Here is a 13,050-nt window from a genome sequence, read left to right as displayed (position 1 = left end):
CCCCGTGGCTAGCGTGTGCGACGTCTGCGGCAAGGGACCGGGCTTCGGCCACAACGTGTCCCACTCGCACCGGCGGACCAACCGCCGTTGGAACCCCAACATTCAGACGGTGCGCACCCCTGCCGGTGGCGGCACCACGCGGAAGGTGCAGGCATGCACCTCCTGCCTCAAGGCCGGCAAGGTCGTTCGCGGCTGATCGCCTGCACAAAAGCAAAAGCGAACGCGTAAAGCAGAACGCCCAAGCACCAGTACAAGCGACGGCCGGAGCAGAGCGCGACAGCACGGAGAAGCCCCGCGGCGCATCGCCACGGGGCTCTTTCGTGTGGAAGCTACAGGTCCCGCCCGAAGGACCGGACACTCGGATAGCCCTTGTAGTGCCCGAAGTCGGGAATGAGCGAATACCCGACCGCCGTGTACAGGGCGATCGCCTCCGGCTGCGCCGTCCCCGTCTCCAGCCAGACCCGCTTGCGCCCGGCGGTACGGGCGGAATCCTCGACGGCGGAGACCAACGACCGGGCGAGGCCCAGCCCCCGGAACGCCGGCGCCACGTAGAGCCGTTTCAGCTCCGCGGTGCTCTCGTCCTCGGCGAAGGTCCGCCAGCCGCAGCACCCGGCGGGTTCGTGGTCGGCGTACGCGACGAAGAAGCCGCCCAGCGGAGGGTCGAACTCGCCGGGCTGGATGGGGGTGGTGTCCCCCTCCCCGCCGTAGCGCCGGCTCAGGTCGGCGAGCGTGGCGCTGATGAGTTCGGAGGCGACCCGCGAGCCGTAGCGGGTCAGTCGGATGTCGATCTCGGTCACGGGTGAAGGCTACAGAGCCCGTTACCGGAAGTGATCCCAGCCCGGTGCTCCGCCGGTGTACCGCCGGCCGTCCACGGTCACCCCGTCACCGGCCGTGAACAGCGAAGCAGGCAGGACCTCACCGATCACGCGCCAGTCGTCGGGAAGCTCCACGGACGCCGGGAAGGTGGCCGCGAGGGCGTGGTCGTCACCGCCGGCGAGGATCCAGCCGTACGGGTCGACGCCGAGCGCGGTCGCCGCGTCGCGCATCTGCTCGGGCACCACGAACGCGGAGCGGTGCAGGTCGATCCCGACGCCGCTGGCGGTCGCGACGTGGCCCAGGTCGGCGAGCAGCCCGTCGGAAACGTCGATCATGGAGGTGGCGCCGAGCCGGGCGCCCGACGGACCGGCGGCGTACGGCACCTGCGGCCGCCGGTGCGCCTCGACCAGCAGCTTCGGGGAGCGGAAGCCGCGGGAGAGGATGGTGTAGCCGGCCGCCGCGTACCCGATCCGGCCGCAGACGGCGACGACGTCGCCCGGGCGCGCCCCGGTGCGGACCAGCGGCGCCCGGCCCTCCAGGGTGCCCAGGGCGGTCACCGCGATGGTCAGCGTGGGACTGGCGGACATGTCACCGCCGACGACGACCGCGCCGACCTTGCCCGCCTCGGCGGCCAGACCGTCCGCGAGTTCCTCCGCCCAGGTGATCTCGAGGTCGGCAGGGGTACAGAGCGCGACGAGCAACGCCGTCGGCCGGGCCCCCATCGCGGCGATGTCGGCGAGGTTGGCGGCGGCGGCACGGTGGCCGATGTCGCGGGCCGAGGACCAGTCGCGGCGGAAGTGCCGGCCGTCCACGAGCACGTCGGTGCTGGCCACGACCCGGCCGTCAGGTGCCGCGACCAGGGCCGCGTCGTCGCCGGGCCCCAGCAGGACCAGGGGCGACGCCGCCCCGAGCCGGGCCGTCACCCGTGAGATGAGCCCGAACTCCCCGGCGGTTGCAACGGTCACCCGTCCTCCAAATTCAACAAGAAATCGATCATCGCGTGCGCGATGTTGCGGTTGACGCAGCGTGTCGTGGCACGATCACGCACGGCTGCTGCTCCGCCACCTTCAATGGTGCGGTAGGTTCAGCGCTGATCAGCGCTCGCGCGGCGCAGGAAGGAGTCGTGTCGTGGTCCAGGCATACATCCTGATCCAAACAGAGGTCGGCAAGGCACGCGATGTGGCGACCGCCATCCAGGAGCTGGGCGGGGTCGTCCGGGTCGACGCGGTGACCGGCCCTTATGACGTTGTGGTGCTCACGGAGGCGCGCAGCGTCGACGAGCTGGGCAAGCTGATCGTCAGCAACGTGCAGCTGGTGCCCGGCATCACCCGCACGCTGACCTGCTCGGTGGTGCACTTATAGATGACGGCTAGCCCCGCCAGGCTCGCCACCGTCACCGCGATCCCCGTCGCGCTGGTGGTGGGAGTCCTGGCGTTCTGGCTGCTCGGGGGCTTCCCGAAGGCGGCGGCCACCGGCCCGGTCCGCACCGACGCGGCGTCGATGGACGACACCACGGCGGGGATCTGCCGTGCGCTGGTGGCGCGCCTGCCCGAGTCGCTCGGCGGGCTGCACCGCCGCCCCGTCAGCGCCGGCCCCGAGCAGAACGCGGCGTTCGGCGACCCGGCGATCGTGCTGTCCTGCGGCGCCGCCGAGCTGCGGGCGATTCCGCAAGACGCCCAGCTCCTGGGCCTGTCGGACGTATGTTGGTATCCGGAGGAGCGTTCGGGCGAGACCGTCTGGACGACGGTGGACCGCCAGGTCCCGCTGCGGGTCGTGGTGCCGGCGAAGGCCGACGGCGCGTGGCTGGTCAACCTCTCGGCGCCGATCGTCGCGGCCGTGCCGTTCGCCGATCCGGGCACGACCCACTGCTAGACACCGATCTCCCCTCGGTCAGCACCAACCGGACGAGAGGGAGATCCATGCGTACTGTGCTGGCCGCCGCGGCGGCCGTGATCGTCAGCGCCACGACAGCCACCCCGGCGGTCGCCGCGCCCGCACCCCGTTCCGTGTCGCTCGGCGCGTACCTGACGGGGAAACAGGAGCCGAAGGGCAAGGGCGACCCGGACGCCACCGGGATCGCCCTGCTCCAGCTGCACCGCGACAACCGGCTCTGCTACGTGATCCGCGTCCGCGACGTCGACGGCACGATCGACGCCGCGCACCTGCACACCGGCCGGCCCGGCAGGAACGGGCCGGTCAGCGCCACGCTGATGAAGCCGGTGTGGGCCGGGTCGGTCGCGGCGTGCACCGACCTCGGCGGGAAGCTGGCCCGGCGGCTGCGCGACGACCCGGAGCGCTACTACGTCAACGTGCACTCGTCGAAGTTCCCGGACGGCGCGCTGCGCGGGCAGCTGCACCGCTCCTGACGTCAGTGCAGGCCGGTCCCCCGCCGGACCGCGGCCTTGACCAGCCTGGAGATCAGCGTCCGGTACGAGACGCCGCCGGCCTGCCACACGACGGGGAACGCGGCGCCCGGGTCGAAGCCGGGCATGGTGTCGATCCTGTCGAAGAGGACGTCGCCGGCGGGTGTGACCGTGCACTCGACCATGGCCAGGCCGGCGCAGTCGAGCGTGACGAACGCCTCCACGGCCAGGTCACGGACCCGGCGCTCGACGTCGCGGTCCAGGTCGGCGGGGGCGGTGACGGCGTCCCCGCCGAGCTCGCCGGGGACGCTCGCCTCGGGACGGTCCGCCGCGCCGGTGTCCAGGACGCCGACCGTGATCCGCCGGCCCGCGGGCGCGGCGGTGACGACGACCTTGGTGTCGACGGTGCGGGCGAGGTCGACGGCCGCGGGCAGCGCGGCCCAGTCGGTGACCTCGGTCACACCGCCGGCGCCGCGGGCCGGGCGCACGACGACGGGCAGCCCCAGCTTCTCCCGGTCGGCCGCGGTGACCTCCGCGGTGCCCCTGAGCACCACGTACGGCGCGACGGGCAGCCCCGCGGCGACCGCGAGCTTGCGTGAGAAGTCGTGGTCCACGGCCACGGAGGCCGCCAGCACCCCGGAACCCACATACGGCAGGTCGGCCATCTCCAGCAGACCCTGGATGGTGCCCTCGTCGCCGAACGCGCCCTGCAGCACGGGGAAGACCACGTCGATGCCGCCGAGCCGGGCGACGCCCTCCCGGGCGTCGACGACGGTGACCGCCGCACCCGCCGGGACCAGGTCGGTGGACGGACCCCCGGACCGCGCGGCGGCGCTGAGCACCCAGCGGCCCTCGCGGGTCACGCCGATCGGCACGATCTCGAACTCGTCGGTGTCGAGGGCGTCGAGGAGGTCGGCGGCGCCGACGCTGGACACGGCGTGCTCGGTGCTGCCACCGCCGAACACGACGGCGACCCGGGTCTTCTCTGGCGTTTCCACGCGCCGACCCTAACCGCAAGGTCAAGCCGGCGCTGTCGGCCGGTCAGCACCCCACCCTGGGTCAGGAGCCGAGTGCGTCCAGTGCCCGCCGTACATCGGCGACCAGGTCATCGGTGTCCTCGACGCCGCACGAGAAGCGGATCAGGCCGTCGGGGGTGTCGTCGCCCCACTGCGCGCGGCGGTCGGCGGAGGTGTGCAGGCCGCCGAAGGACGTGGCGGCGAACACCAGGGACGCCGCCTCCAGGAACCGGTCCGCGGCGGCCTTGCCGGCGAGGGTGAACGTGACCACGCCGGGAACGCGGCGCATCTGCCGGGACGCGACCGCGTAGGCGGGATCGTCGGGACGCCCCGGCCAGCGCACCGACCCGACCGCCGGGTGCGCCGCGAGGACCTCGGCGACGGCCGCCGCGTTGGCGGTCTGGCGGGCCAGGCGCAGGTCGAGGGTGCCGATCGAACGGTGCGCGAGCCACGCCTCGAACGGGCCCACGATCGCGCCGGTGGCGGCCCGCCACGCCGTGAGGGCCGCGGCGTGCCCGGCGTCGCGGGTGCAGACGTAGCCGAGCAGGATGTCGGAGTGGCCGGTCAGGGCCTTCGTGCCGGACGCGACCGAGAAGTCGGCGCCCAGGTCGAGGGGGCGCTGCCCGAGCGGGGTGGCGGTGGTGTTGTCGACCGCGACGAGCCCGCCGCCGGCGTGGACCCGCGCGGCCAGCTCGGCGATGTCGCACACGTCGAGCCCCGGGTTGGCCGGGGTCTCCAGCAGCAGCAGCCGGACGTCCTCCAGCGCCGGATACGGCCCGGCGGTGGGCACCTCGAGCACCGTGACGCCCCGCTCGGCCAGGTGCGAGGACGCGAACGCCCTGGTCTTGTAGTAGCCGTCGCCGGGCACGACGACGGTGTCGCCGGGGCGCAGCACGCTGAGCAGCACCGCGCTCACCGCGGCCATGCCGGAGGCGAACGTCACACACTCGCCGCCCTCCAGGCCGCCGATCGCCGCCTCCAGGGCGCGCCAGGTCGGGTTGTCGGTGCGGCCGTAGCCGTCGACGCCGGGCCGCGGTCCTTCGACGGGATCCAGGTGGTACGGCGCGCCGAAGGCCGGACCTGGCAGGAACGGCCGGCCGGGCACGGGCTCGGGCAGCCCCGCGTGCACCACCCGCGTGCCGTCCCCGGTCATGACGTCACCTCCGCGTCGCTCCGCTGCGGGCCCGGTCATGACGTCGCCTCCCCCGTGGAGGGCACTCCGGGCCGCTCGGGCTTCGTCTCGCGGGCCATCAGCGCGGCGAGTGCCCGCAGCGGGTCGACGCCCTCGTGGCAGACCAGCTCGACCTGCTCGGTGATCGGCATCTCCACGCCGACGCTGCGTGCCAGGTCGCGGATCGACAGGCAGCTCTTGACCCCTTCGGCGGTCTGCCGGGTCGCGGCCTGGGCCTGTTCGAGGGTCTCGCCGCGGCCGAGGTGCTCGCCGAACGTGCGGTTGCGCGACAGCGGCGACGAGCAGGTCGCCACCAGGTCGCCGAGGCCGGCCAGCCCGGCGAACGTCATCAGGTTGGCGCCCAGCGCGCCGCCGAGGCGGGTGGTCTCCGCCAGGCCGCGGGTGATCAGCGTCGCCCGGCTGTTGTCGCCCAGCCCCAGCGCGGAGGCCATGCCGTAGGCGAGAGCGATCGCGTTCTTCACGGCACCGCCGAGCTCGCACCCGATGACGTCGTCGTTGGTGTACGGCCGCAGGTAGCGCGTGCTGATCGCGCGCTGCACGAGCTCGGCCCGGCGGATGTCGGTGCAGGCCACGACCGTCGCGGCGGGCTGCTCCGCGGCGATCTCGGGGGCGAGGTTGGGGCCGGTGACGACGGCGATGCGGTCGGGCTCGACCCCGGCGGAGTCGACGATCACCTCGCTCATCCGCTTGAGCGTGCCCAGCTCGATGCCCTTCATCAGGCTGACGAGCGTGGCGTCGGAGCGGATCGTGCCCGCCCAGGCGCCCAGGTTGTCGCGCAGCGTCTGGGACGGCACGGCGAGCACGACCAGGTCGGCGCCGTCGATCGCCTCGGCGGCGTCGCACGTCGCGGTGATCGCGCCGGGCAGCCACGTGCCGGGCAGGTAGTCCGGGTTGACGTGCCGCTCGCGGATCGCCTCGGCCACGGCCGGCCGGCGGGCCCAGACGGTGACGTCGGGGGTGCCCGCGTCCGCGAGGAGCTTCGCGAAGACGGTCCCCCACGATCCGGCCCCGAGCACGGCGGCCCGTCGAATGCTCATCTGCGCTCCGTCTCACTCATGCCATCGTCTTGCGGGGCGTCCACAGCGGCGGCGGGGTCCCGCCGCGGATCTCCACGAGCATGTCGCGCAGGTGCAGCATGATGTGGTCGGTGATCTCGTTGAGCGTCTGGGCGGTCGGCTGCGCGTCGGCCCAGGCCGACAGATCGATCGGGTCGCCGGCGATGATCCGCACGTCGGCGCGGGGCAGCAGCTTCAGCTTGCTGGTGCGCGGGTCGTAGATCCGCTCCGGGCCCCACATGACGATCGGGATCATCGGCGCGCGGGTGTCCAGCCACAGCCGCGCGGCGCCGGTCTTGCCCCGCATCGGCCACAGGTCGGGCTCGCGGGTGGTGGTGCCCTCCGGGTAGATGACCACCGCCTCGCCGTCGCGGACGCCGGTGCGGGCGGCCTCCAGGGCCTTCACCGCGTCGGTGGTGCCGCGGTGGACGGGGATCTGGTGGTTGGCCCGCAGCAGGTAGCCCAGCACCGGGACGTTGAACAGGCTGGCCTTGGCCAGGAACGACGGCCAGCGGCCCGCGTCGTAGATGTAGTGGGCGACGGCGAGCGGGTCGGCGTGGGAGATGTGATTGACCACGATGATCACCCCGCCCTCGGCGGGGATGTGCTCCATGCCGGTCCAGGTGCGGCGGGTCAGCACCCGCATCGTGGGCTTCACGGTCGCGACGGCGAAACGCCGCCAGAATCCGAGCCTCCGGCGTGTCATCTCACCCTCCCCTCACGGTTCTGCTGCGAATCATGCCACTGCCAGGCGTCCGGGCGCCGTGTCAGGATGGGTCATGCTCAGCACCTGGATGGCCACCTGGACTGCCGTGGTGCCGGTCAAGCCGCTCAGCGCGGCGAAGACCCGGCTGCGCGGCGCCGTCCCGGAGGCTACGCATCCCGGGCTGGTCCTCGCCATGGCCCGCGACACGGTCGCCGCGGTGCTCGCCTGCCCGGCGGTCGCCACGGTGGTCGCGGTCTGTGACGACCCGCTCGTGCGGGCCGGTCTGGTCGCCGCCGGCGCCACCTGCCTGCCCGACACCCCCGCCGCCGGGCTCAACGCCGCCCTGACCTTCGGCGCCCGGTCCGCCGCCGGCGCCGCGGTGGTCGCGCTGACCGCCGACCTGCCCGCGATGCGCCCCGCCGACCTCACGGACGTCCTGGCCGAGGCGTCCCGGCTGGGCCGCCGCGTCTTCGTGCCGGACCTGGAGGGCAGCGGCACGGTCCTGCTCGCCGCGCCCGCCGGGGTGCCGCTCGACCCGCACTTCGGGCCCGGCTCGGCGGCGGCGCACCTGCGCTCGGGCGCGGTCCGGCTCGACGGCGACTGGCCCGGCCTGCGCCGCGACGTCGACACCGCCGCCGACCTCGACGCCGCCGCCGGCCTCGGCCTCGGCCCGCACACCGGCGAGGCCCTCTGCACCCGCGCGTGACCTCGCACCCGGCGCCGCGGCGCACCCGCGCGTAACAGACCTGACGCATCGCCGCAGTCATGTGAAACACCCATCGAAATCCACGCGCGGTAGCGTGGACTCATGCAGGGGACAGTGGCGACGTTCGACGAGGACACCCGCACCGGGACGGTGCTGCTCGACGACGGTGCGCAGCTGCAGTTCCCAGCCGCCGCGTTCGATGCGTCGGGCCTGCGCCACCTCCGCCTGGGCCAGCGGGTCCGCATCGACCGGGACCCCGCGGGTGTCGTTGTGAAGGTCACACTGCCCACGCTTCCGTAGCCGCCAAGCAGCGGGAAGTTCATGTTCAGACCGGCACAAACAGGCCATGATGATCTGGTGGACGAGACGCCTACCGGTCGCAGCCGCCCCCGTAACGGAGCACAACGCCCCGACCAGCAGAGCGCGCCGCCCAACGCCGCACCGCCCAACGCCGCGCCACGGAAGAACGCCGCACAGCGCCCCGACCCGCAGAGCGCGCCGCCCAAGGCCGCCCCGCGCAAGGCGGCACCGCGACGGGCGGGCACCGCGGGCGCGGCGCCACGTGTCCGCCGGGCGACGAAGGCCGCGGCACCAGCAACTGGGGAAGACGTCCAGGTCGAGCCCGAGGAGGTCACCATGAGCGAGACGGTGACAGAGCAGTCCGCGCTGGTCCCCACCCAGAAGACCCCCGACGGGTCGGCGGTGGGGGCGGAGCACGACGCGCTGGTCGTGCCGAGCGAGAAGCCGCTGCCGGAGGACCGCTACCTCAACCGGGAGCTGTCCTGGCTCGACTTCAACGCCCGCGTCCTGACCCTCGCCGAGGACCCCTCGACCCCGCTGCTGGAGCGGGCGAAGTTCCTCGCCATCTTCGCCAGCAACCTCGACGAGTTCTACATGGTCCGGGTCGCGGGCCTGAAGCGGCGGCTGCAGACCGGCATCCCGGTGCGCCGCCCCGGCTTCCTGGCGCCGACGGAGCAGCTGGAGCAGATCGCGGAGCGCACCACCGCCCTGGTCGCCCGCCAGTCGCGGGTGTTCGCCGAGGAGATCGCCCCGGCGATGGCCGAGGAGCACATCCACATCGTGCGGTGGAGCGAGCTCGACCCGGCCGAGCGGGAGCGGATGCGCACCTCGTTCCGCGAGCAGATCTTCCCGGTGCTGACGCCCCTCGCGGTCGACCCCGCGCACCCGTTCCCCTACATCTCCGGCCTGTCGCTCAACCTGGCGGTCGTGGTGCGGGAGCACGACGGCGGCGCCGAGCTGTTCGCCCGGATCAAGGTCCCCAACAACGTGCCGCGCTTCTACGCGCTGGACCGCATCACCCGCGACGGCGTCCGCACGGTGCGCTTCCTGCCGGTCGAGGAGCTGATCGCGGCGCACCTCGGGCAGCTGTTCTCCGGCATGCAGGTCGTCGAGCACCACCTGTTCCGGGTGACCCGCAACGCCGAGGTCGAGCTCGACGAGGACCGCGACGAGGACCTGCTGCAGGCCCTGGAGCGGGAGCTGGCGCGGCGCCGCTTCGGCCCGCCGGTCCGCCTGGAGGTCGCCGCCTCCATCTCCGACCACGTCCTGGAGCTGCTGGTCCGCGAGCTCGACATGGACTCCCACGACGTGCTGCGGGTGCCGGGCCTGCTCGACCTGACCGCGCTGTGGGAGATCTACAACGGCGTGGACCGGCCGTCGCTGAAGGACAAGCCGTTCGTGCCGGCGACCCACCCGCACTTCGCCGAGGGCGAGACCCCGCGCAGCGTCTTCGCCCGGCTGCGCGACCACGACATCCTCGTGCACCACCCCTACCACTCGTTCTCCACCAGCGTGCAGCGCTTCGTCGAGCAGGCCGCCGCCGACCCCAACGTGCTCGCGATCAAGCTCACGCTGTACCGGACCAGCGGCGACTCACCGATCGTCGACGCCCTCGTCGACGCGGCCGAGGCCGGCAAGCAGGTCGTCGTGCTGGTCGAGGTGAAGGCGCGCTTCGACGAGAAGGCCAACATCGGCTGGGCCAGGACGCTGGAGCGGGCCGGCTGCCACGTCGTCTACGGCCTCGTCGGGCTCAAGACGCACACGAAGACCGCGCTGGTCGTGCGCCAGGAAGGCAACCACATCCGGCGGTACTGCCACGTCGGCACCGGCAACTACCACCCGAAGACCGCGCGCCTCTACGAGGACTACGGGCTGCTCACCGCCGACCCCGAGGTCGGCGCGGACCTCACCGACCTGTTCAACGTGCTGACCGGGTACAGCCGCCAGACCTCCTACCGGCGGCTGCTGGTCGCGCCGCACGGGGTCCGCCGCGGCATCATCGACCGCATCGACCGGGAGATCGCGCTCGGCGAGCAGGGCCTGGTCCAGCTGAAGGTCAACTCCCTGGTCGACGAGGAGATCATCGACTCGCTCTACCGGGCCAGCCAGGCCGGGGTGAGCGTCGACCTGATCGTGCGCGGCATCTGCGCGATCCGCCCCGGCGTGCCGGACCTGTCGGACAACATCCGGGTCCGCTCGGTGCTCGGCCGGTTCCTGGAGCACTCGCGGGTGTTCCGGTTCGGCCGCGACGCCGCCGCCGAGTACTGGATCGGCTCCGCGGACCTCATGCACCGCAACCTCGACCGGCGGGTCGAGGCCCTGGTCAAGGTCACCGACCCGGCCGCCGCCGGCGAGCTCGACCGGGTGCTGAAGCTCATGATGAGCGACGAGACCGGCGCCTTCGAGCTGTCCGGCGACGGCACCTGGCACCGGCGGTCCGGCAAGAACCCGCAGGAGGCGCTGCTGCGCCGCATCATCGACAGGATCGAGCCCGCCACGTGAGATTTCTCGTCCGGGACGGCTTCACGCTGCCCGACCTGGCCGGGTCCGCCGGGCCGGGCGGAGCCGTCACCCTCGACGCCACCTTCCACGACACCCCGGACAGCGCGCTCGCGCGGGCCGGGGTGTCGCTGCGCCAGCACCGCGACGGCTCCTGGTCGCTGCTGCTGCCGGGCCGCGGCCGCGAGCTGCACCGCCCGGCCGCCGGCGCCGGGGTCGTCCCGCCGGACCTGCTGGACGCGGTGACCGCGTTCCGCCTCGACGCCGGCGTCGGCGCGGACAGGACGGTCCGCGCGGCCGTCCACGTGCTGTCCGCAGCCGGTGCCGTCCTGGCCGAGGTCCGCGTCCTGTCGGCGCGCGGCACCGGCCGGCGGCCCAGACGGGTCGAGGTGGTCCTGGTCGACGGCGGCGCCGAGGACCTGGCCCGCGTCGCGGAGCGGCTGACCGCCGCCGGCGCGGTCCCCGACCCGGACGCCGACGCCGACCCTGCTGTGGATGCCGGCCCGTCCCGGGCCGACGGCAGCGCCGGCGCGGTGGTCGCGGGGGCGCTGCGGTCCGGGGTGGCCCGGATCCTGCGGCACGACGCGTTCGCCCGGCTGCGCGAGACGATGCCCAACGGCGACACCCCCGTGCACCAGATGCGGGTCGGCACCCGGCGGCTGCGCAGCGACCTGCAGACGTTCCAGGCGCTGCTCGACCCGGCCTGGAGCCGGCCGCTGCGGGCGGAGCTCGGCCGGCTGGCCGGCGCGCTCGGCGGCGCCCGCGACATCGAGGTGATGCGGTCCCGGCTGCACGTGACCGCCGCGGCCGACCCGCTGGTGGCCGTCGACGCCGAGTCGGTCGCCCGGATCGACGCCGCGCTCGCCGGCCGGCAGGAGACGGCGCTGTCGGCGCTGGACGAGGCGCTGCGCTCACCGCGGTACGTGCCGCTGCTCGGCGAGCTGGTGCGCCCGCCGCGGCTCGCCGGCCGGCACTCGGCCTCCGCCGTCAAGGTGCTGCCGGGGCTGGTGCGCAAGCCGTGGCGGCAGTTCGAGGCCGGCGCGGCCGCGCTCACCCCGGACCTGCCCGACGACGACTGGCACGAGGTGCGGAAGCTGGCCAAGCGGGCCCGTTACGCCGCCGACGCCGTCGCGTGGATCGTGGGCCCGGAGGCGGCGGTGCTGGCGAAGCGGATCGCGAAGGCGCAGAAGGTCCTCGGCGAGCACCAGGACGCCGCGACCGCCGCCGACACGTGGTTGTTCGTCGCGCGGTTCCTCGACCGCGGCGACCACCGCCTCGCCGTGACGGCGGGCAGGCTGTTCGAGCGCGAGCGGGCCGCGGTCACCCGGGCGCGCGCCGCGTTCCCGGCGGTGTGGGCGGCGGTCTGTGAGGAGAACACCACAGCATGGTTGAAGTGAACACGGTCGTCCGCGCGGCGGGTGGCGTGGTGTGGCGCCCGGCGGGTGGCGGCGCCGAGGGTGTGGAGATCGTGCTGGTGCACCGCCCGCGGTACGACGACTGGTCCCTGCCCAAGGGCAAGCTCGACGCCGGCGAGCACGAGCTGGCCGCGGCCGTGCGGGAGGTCCACGAGGAGACCCTCGTGCGGGGTGTGCCGCAGGCGCGGCTGCCCTCGATCCGCTACCTGACGAGCGAGCCGGGCGTGGAGAAGGTCGTCGAGTTCTGGGCGATGCGGGCCCTGGTGTGGCAGGACCGGCCGGCCGACGACGAGATCGAGGAGGCGCGGTGGGTACCGGCGGAGCAGGCGCCGGCGCTGCTGAGCTACGCGCACGACCGGGGCGTGGTGAAGGCGTTCCTGGACCTGCCGCCGGTGACCGCGGTGGTGGCGCTGGTGCGGCACGCGCGCGCCGGCAGCCGCAAGGGATGGACCGGCCCGGACGCGGAGCGTCCGCTGGACCAGGCCGGCGTGGGGCACGCGGAGGCGCTGAGCGGCCTCCTGCGGCTCCTGCGGCCGCAGTGGGTGGTGTCGGCCACCCCCTTGCGTTGCCGGCAGACGGTGGAGCCGCTGGGCCTCGCGTACGACCTGGACGCCGCGTTCGACGAGGGCCGCTCACCCGGGGCGGCCGCGGACGCCCTGCGGGGCATCGCGGCGCGCGGCGGCACGACGGTGGTGTGCAGCCAGGGCAAGCTGATGCCGCCGCTGCTGACCGCATTGACCGGACGGACCAATGTGGACTTCCACACCCGCAAGGGCACCGGGTGGATGCTCACCTTCAGCGGTGAGCGGCTCCTCGGCTGGGATCCGGTGCGCCCGGTGCGGGCCTGACGGAGCCCGGACGGCAAGGGGCGGGGGGGGGGGGGGGGGGGGGGGGGGGGGGGGTTGTTTTTTGTCTTTTTGGGGTGTGGTTTTTTTGTTTTTGGTCTTTTTTTTTGTTCGTGTTGGGCGGGGGGTTGTGTGTT

15 protein-coding genes are annotated in these 13,050 nt (G+C 73.7%); 9 read left to right on the top strand and 6 right to left on the bottom strand.

The annotated features are described in order from the left end of the window. Positions 1-4: 4 nt before the first annotated feature. Entirely contained in the window at positions 5-196 is a 192-nt protein-coding gene (gene rpmB / locus ACZ6TV_RS04455) for a 50S ribosomal protein L28 (protein WP_033357799.1), read from the top strand. 133 nt (positions 197-329) lie between these two features. On the opposite strand, the gene ACZ6TV_RS04450 is transcribed toward rpmB, so the two are convergent. Continuing rightward, entirely contained in the window at positions 330-797 is a 468-nt protein-coding gene (locus tag ACZ6TV_RS04450) for a GNAT family N-acetyltransferase (RefSeq protein WP_465295292.1), read from the bottom strand. Between the two features lie 21 nt (positions 798-818). Further along, complete coding sequence (locus ACZ6TV_RS04445) at positions 819-1,781, bottom strand: thiamine-phosphate kinase (RefSeq protein WP_465295290.1); 963 nt, start codon at positions 1,779-1,781, stop codon at positions 819-821. A 163-nt stretch (positions 1,782-1,944) separates the two neighbouring features. Between ACZ6TV_RS04445 and ACZ6TV_RS04440 the strand changes: the two genes are divergently transcribed. The 3 genes from ACZ6TV_RS04440 to ACZ6TV_RS04430 are packed head-to-tail and all read left to right on the top strand — an operon-like array spanning position 1,945 to position 3,182. After that, positions 1,945-2,178, top strand: a complete 234-nt coding sequence (locus ACZ6TV_RS04440) for an Lrp/AsnC ligand binding domain-containing protein (protein WP_354784146.1) — start codon at positions 1,945-1,947, stop codon at positions 2,176-2,178. Then, positions 2,179-2,688 (top strand): DUF3515 domain-containing protein, encoded by a 510-nt coding sequence (locus tag ACZ6TV_RS04435; RefSeq protein ID WP_465295288.1) that lies wholly within the window; start codon positions 2,179-2,181, stop codon positions 2,686-2,688. Positions 2,689-2,735: 47 nt separating this feature from the next. Next, positions 2,736-3,182 carry a CHRD domain-containing protein gene (locus ACZ6TV_RS04430; protein ID WP_465295286.1) on the top strand — a complete coding sequence of 149 codons (447 nt, stop codon included), beginning with the start codon at positions 2,736-2,738 and terminating at the stop codon, positions 3,180-3,182. 2 nt (positions 3,183-3,184) lie between these two features. Here the strand turns inward: ACZ6TV_RS04430 and ACZ6TV_RS04425 are convergent, their stop codons facing one another. From ACZ6TV_RS04425 to ACZ6TV_RS04410, 4 genes are all read right to left on the bottom strand, one after another. Beyond that, positions 3,185-4,177: a D-alanine--D-alanine ligase gene (locus ACZ6TV_RS04425; RefSeq protein ID WP_465295284.1), complete on the bottom strand. Its 993-nt coding sequence runs from the start codon at positions 4,175-4,177 to the stop codon at positions 3,185-3,187. A 61-nt stretch (positions 4,178-4,238) separates the two neighbouring features. Continuing rightward, complete coding sequence (locus ACZ6TV_RS04420; protein ID WP_465295282.1) at positions 4,239-5,348, bottom strand: cystathionine gamma-lyase; 1,110 nt, start codon at positions 5,346-5,348, stop codon at positions 4,239-4,241. A 35-nt stretch (positions 5,349-5,383) separates the two neighbouring features. Continuing rightward, on the bottom strand, positions 5,384-6,424 hold the full coding sequence (locus ACZ6TV_RS04415; protein ID WP_465295280.1) for an NAD(P)H-dependent glycerol-3-phosphate dehydrogenase: 1,041 nt from the start codon (positions 6,422-6,424) through the stop codon (positions 5,384-5,386). Between the two features lie 16 nt (positions 6,425-6,440). Continuing rightward, positions 6,441-7,148: a lysophospholipid acyltransferase family protein gene (locus ACZ6TV_RS04410; protein ID WP_465295278.1), complete on the bottom strand. Its 708-nt coding sequence runs from the start codon at positions 7,146-7,148 to the stop codon at positions 6,441-6,443. Between the two features lie 73 nt (positions 7,149-7,221). Between ACZ6TV_RS04410 and cofC the strand changes: the two genes are divergently transcribed. The 5 genes from cofC (at position 7,222) to ACZ6TV_RS04385 (ending at position 12,916) form a co-directional block, all read left to right on the top strand. Continuing rightward, a complete protein-coding gene (cofC, locus tag ACZ6TV_RS04405) occupies positions 7,222-7,854 on the top strand; it encodes a 2-phospho-L-lactate guanylyltransferase (RefSeq protein ID WP_465295276.1) in 633 nt (210 codons plus the stop codon). A gap of 102 nt (positions 7,855-7,956) precedes the next feature. After that, positions 7,957-8,154: a cold-shock protein gene (locus ACZ6TV_RS04400; protein ID WP_465295274.1), complete on the top strand. Its 198-nt coding sequence runs from the start codon at positions 7,957-7,959 to the stop codon at positions 8,152-8,154. 336 nt (positions 8,155-8,490) lie between these two features. Next, positions 8,491-10,656 (top strand): RNA degradosome polyphosphate kinase, encoded by a 2,166-nt coding sequence (locus ACZ6TV_RS04395; protein ID WP_465296101.1) that lies wholly within the window; start codon positions 8,491-8,493, stop codon positions 10,654-10,656. Further along, complete coding sequence (locus ACZ6TV_RS04390; protein ID WP_465295273.1) at positions 10,653-12,050, top strand: CYTH and CHAD domain-containing protein; 1,398 nt, start codon at positions 10,653-10,655, stop codon at positions 12,048-12,050. The genes ACZ6TV_RS04395 and ACZ6TV_RS04390 overlap by 4 nt, the downstream gene beginning before the upstream one ends. Beyond that, the gene (locus ACZ6TV_RS04385; RefSeq protein ID WP_465295272.1) at positions 12,038-12,916 is read left to right on the top strand and encodes an NUDIX hydrolase; all 879 of its coding nucleotides are present in this window, start codon (positions 12,038-12,040) and stop codon (positions 12,914-12,916) included. Before ACZ6TV_RS04390 ends, ACZ6TV_RS04385 begins: the two co-directional genes overlap by 13 nt. Positions 12,917-13,050: the final 134 nt, after the last annotated feature.

Source organism: Dactylosporangium sp. NPDC051087, assembly GCF_055586325.1.
Note: the sequence above shows the minus strand (reverse complement) of the source record. Positions and strands in the feature narration are given on the sequence as shown.

Bases quoted from the DNA above. Each gene is read 5' to 3' on its own strand.
- ACZ6TV_RS04435 (WP_465295288.1), top strand. From the start codon at position 2,179: ATGACGGCTAGCCCCGCCAGGCTCGCCACCGTCACCGCGATCCCCGTC.
- ACZ6TV_RS04430 (WP_465295286.1), top strand. From the start codon at position 2,736: ATGCGTACTGTGCTGGCCGCCGCGGCGGCCGTGATCGTCAGCGCCACG.
- ACZ6TV_RS04420 (WP_465295282.1), bottom strand. From the start codon at position 5,348: ATGACCGGGGACGGCACGCGGGTGGTGCACGCGGGGCTGCCCGAGCCC.
- ACZ6TV_RS04415 (WP_465295280.1), bottom strand. From the start codon at position 6,424: ATGAGCATTCGACGGGCCGCCGTGCTCGGGGCCGGATCGTGGGGGACC.
- ACZ6TV_RS04410 (WP_465295278.1), bottom strand. From the start codon at position 7,148: ATGACACGCCGGAGGCTCGGATTCTGGCGGCGTTTCGCCGTCGCGACC.
- cofC (WP_465295276.1), top strand. From the start codon at position 7,222: ATGCTCAGCACCTGGATGGCCACCTGGACTGCCGTGGTGCCGGTCAAG.
- ACZ6TV_RS04400 (WP_465295274.1), top strand. From the start codon at position 7,957: ATGCAGGGGACAGTGGCGACGTTCGACGAGGACACCCGCACCGGGACG.
- ACZ6TV_RS04395 (WP_465296101.1), top strand. From the start codon at position 8,491: ATGAGCGAGACGGTGACAGAGCAGTCCGCGCTGGTCCCCACCCAGAAG.
- ACZ6TV_RS04385 (WP_465295272.1), top strand. From the start codon at position 12,038: ATGGTTGAAGTGAACACGGTCGTCCGCGCGGCGGGTGGCGTGGTGTGG.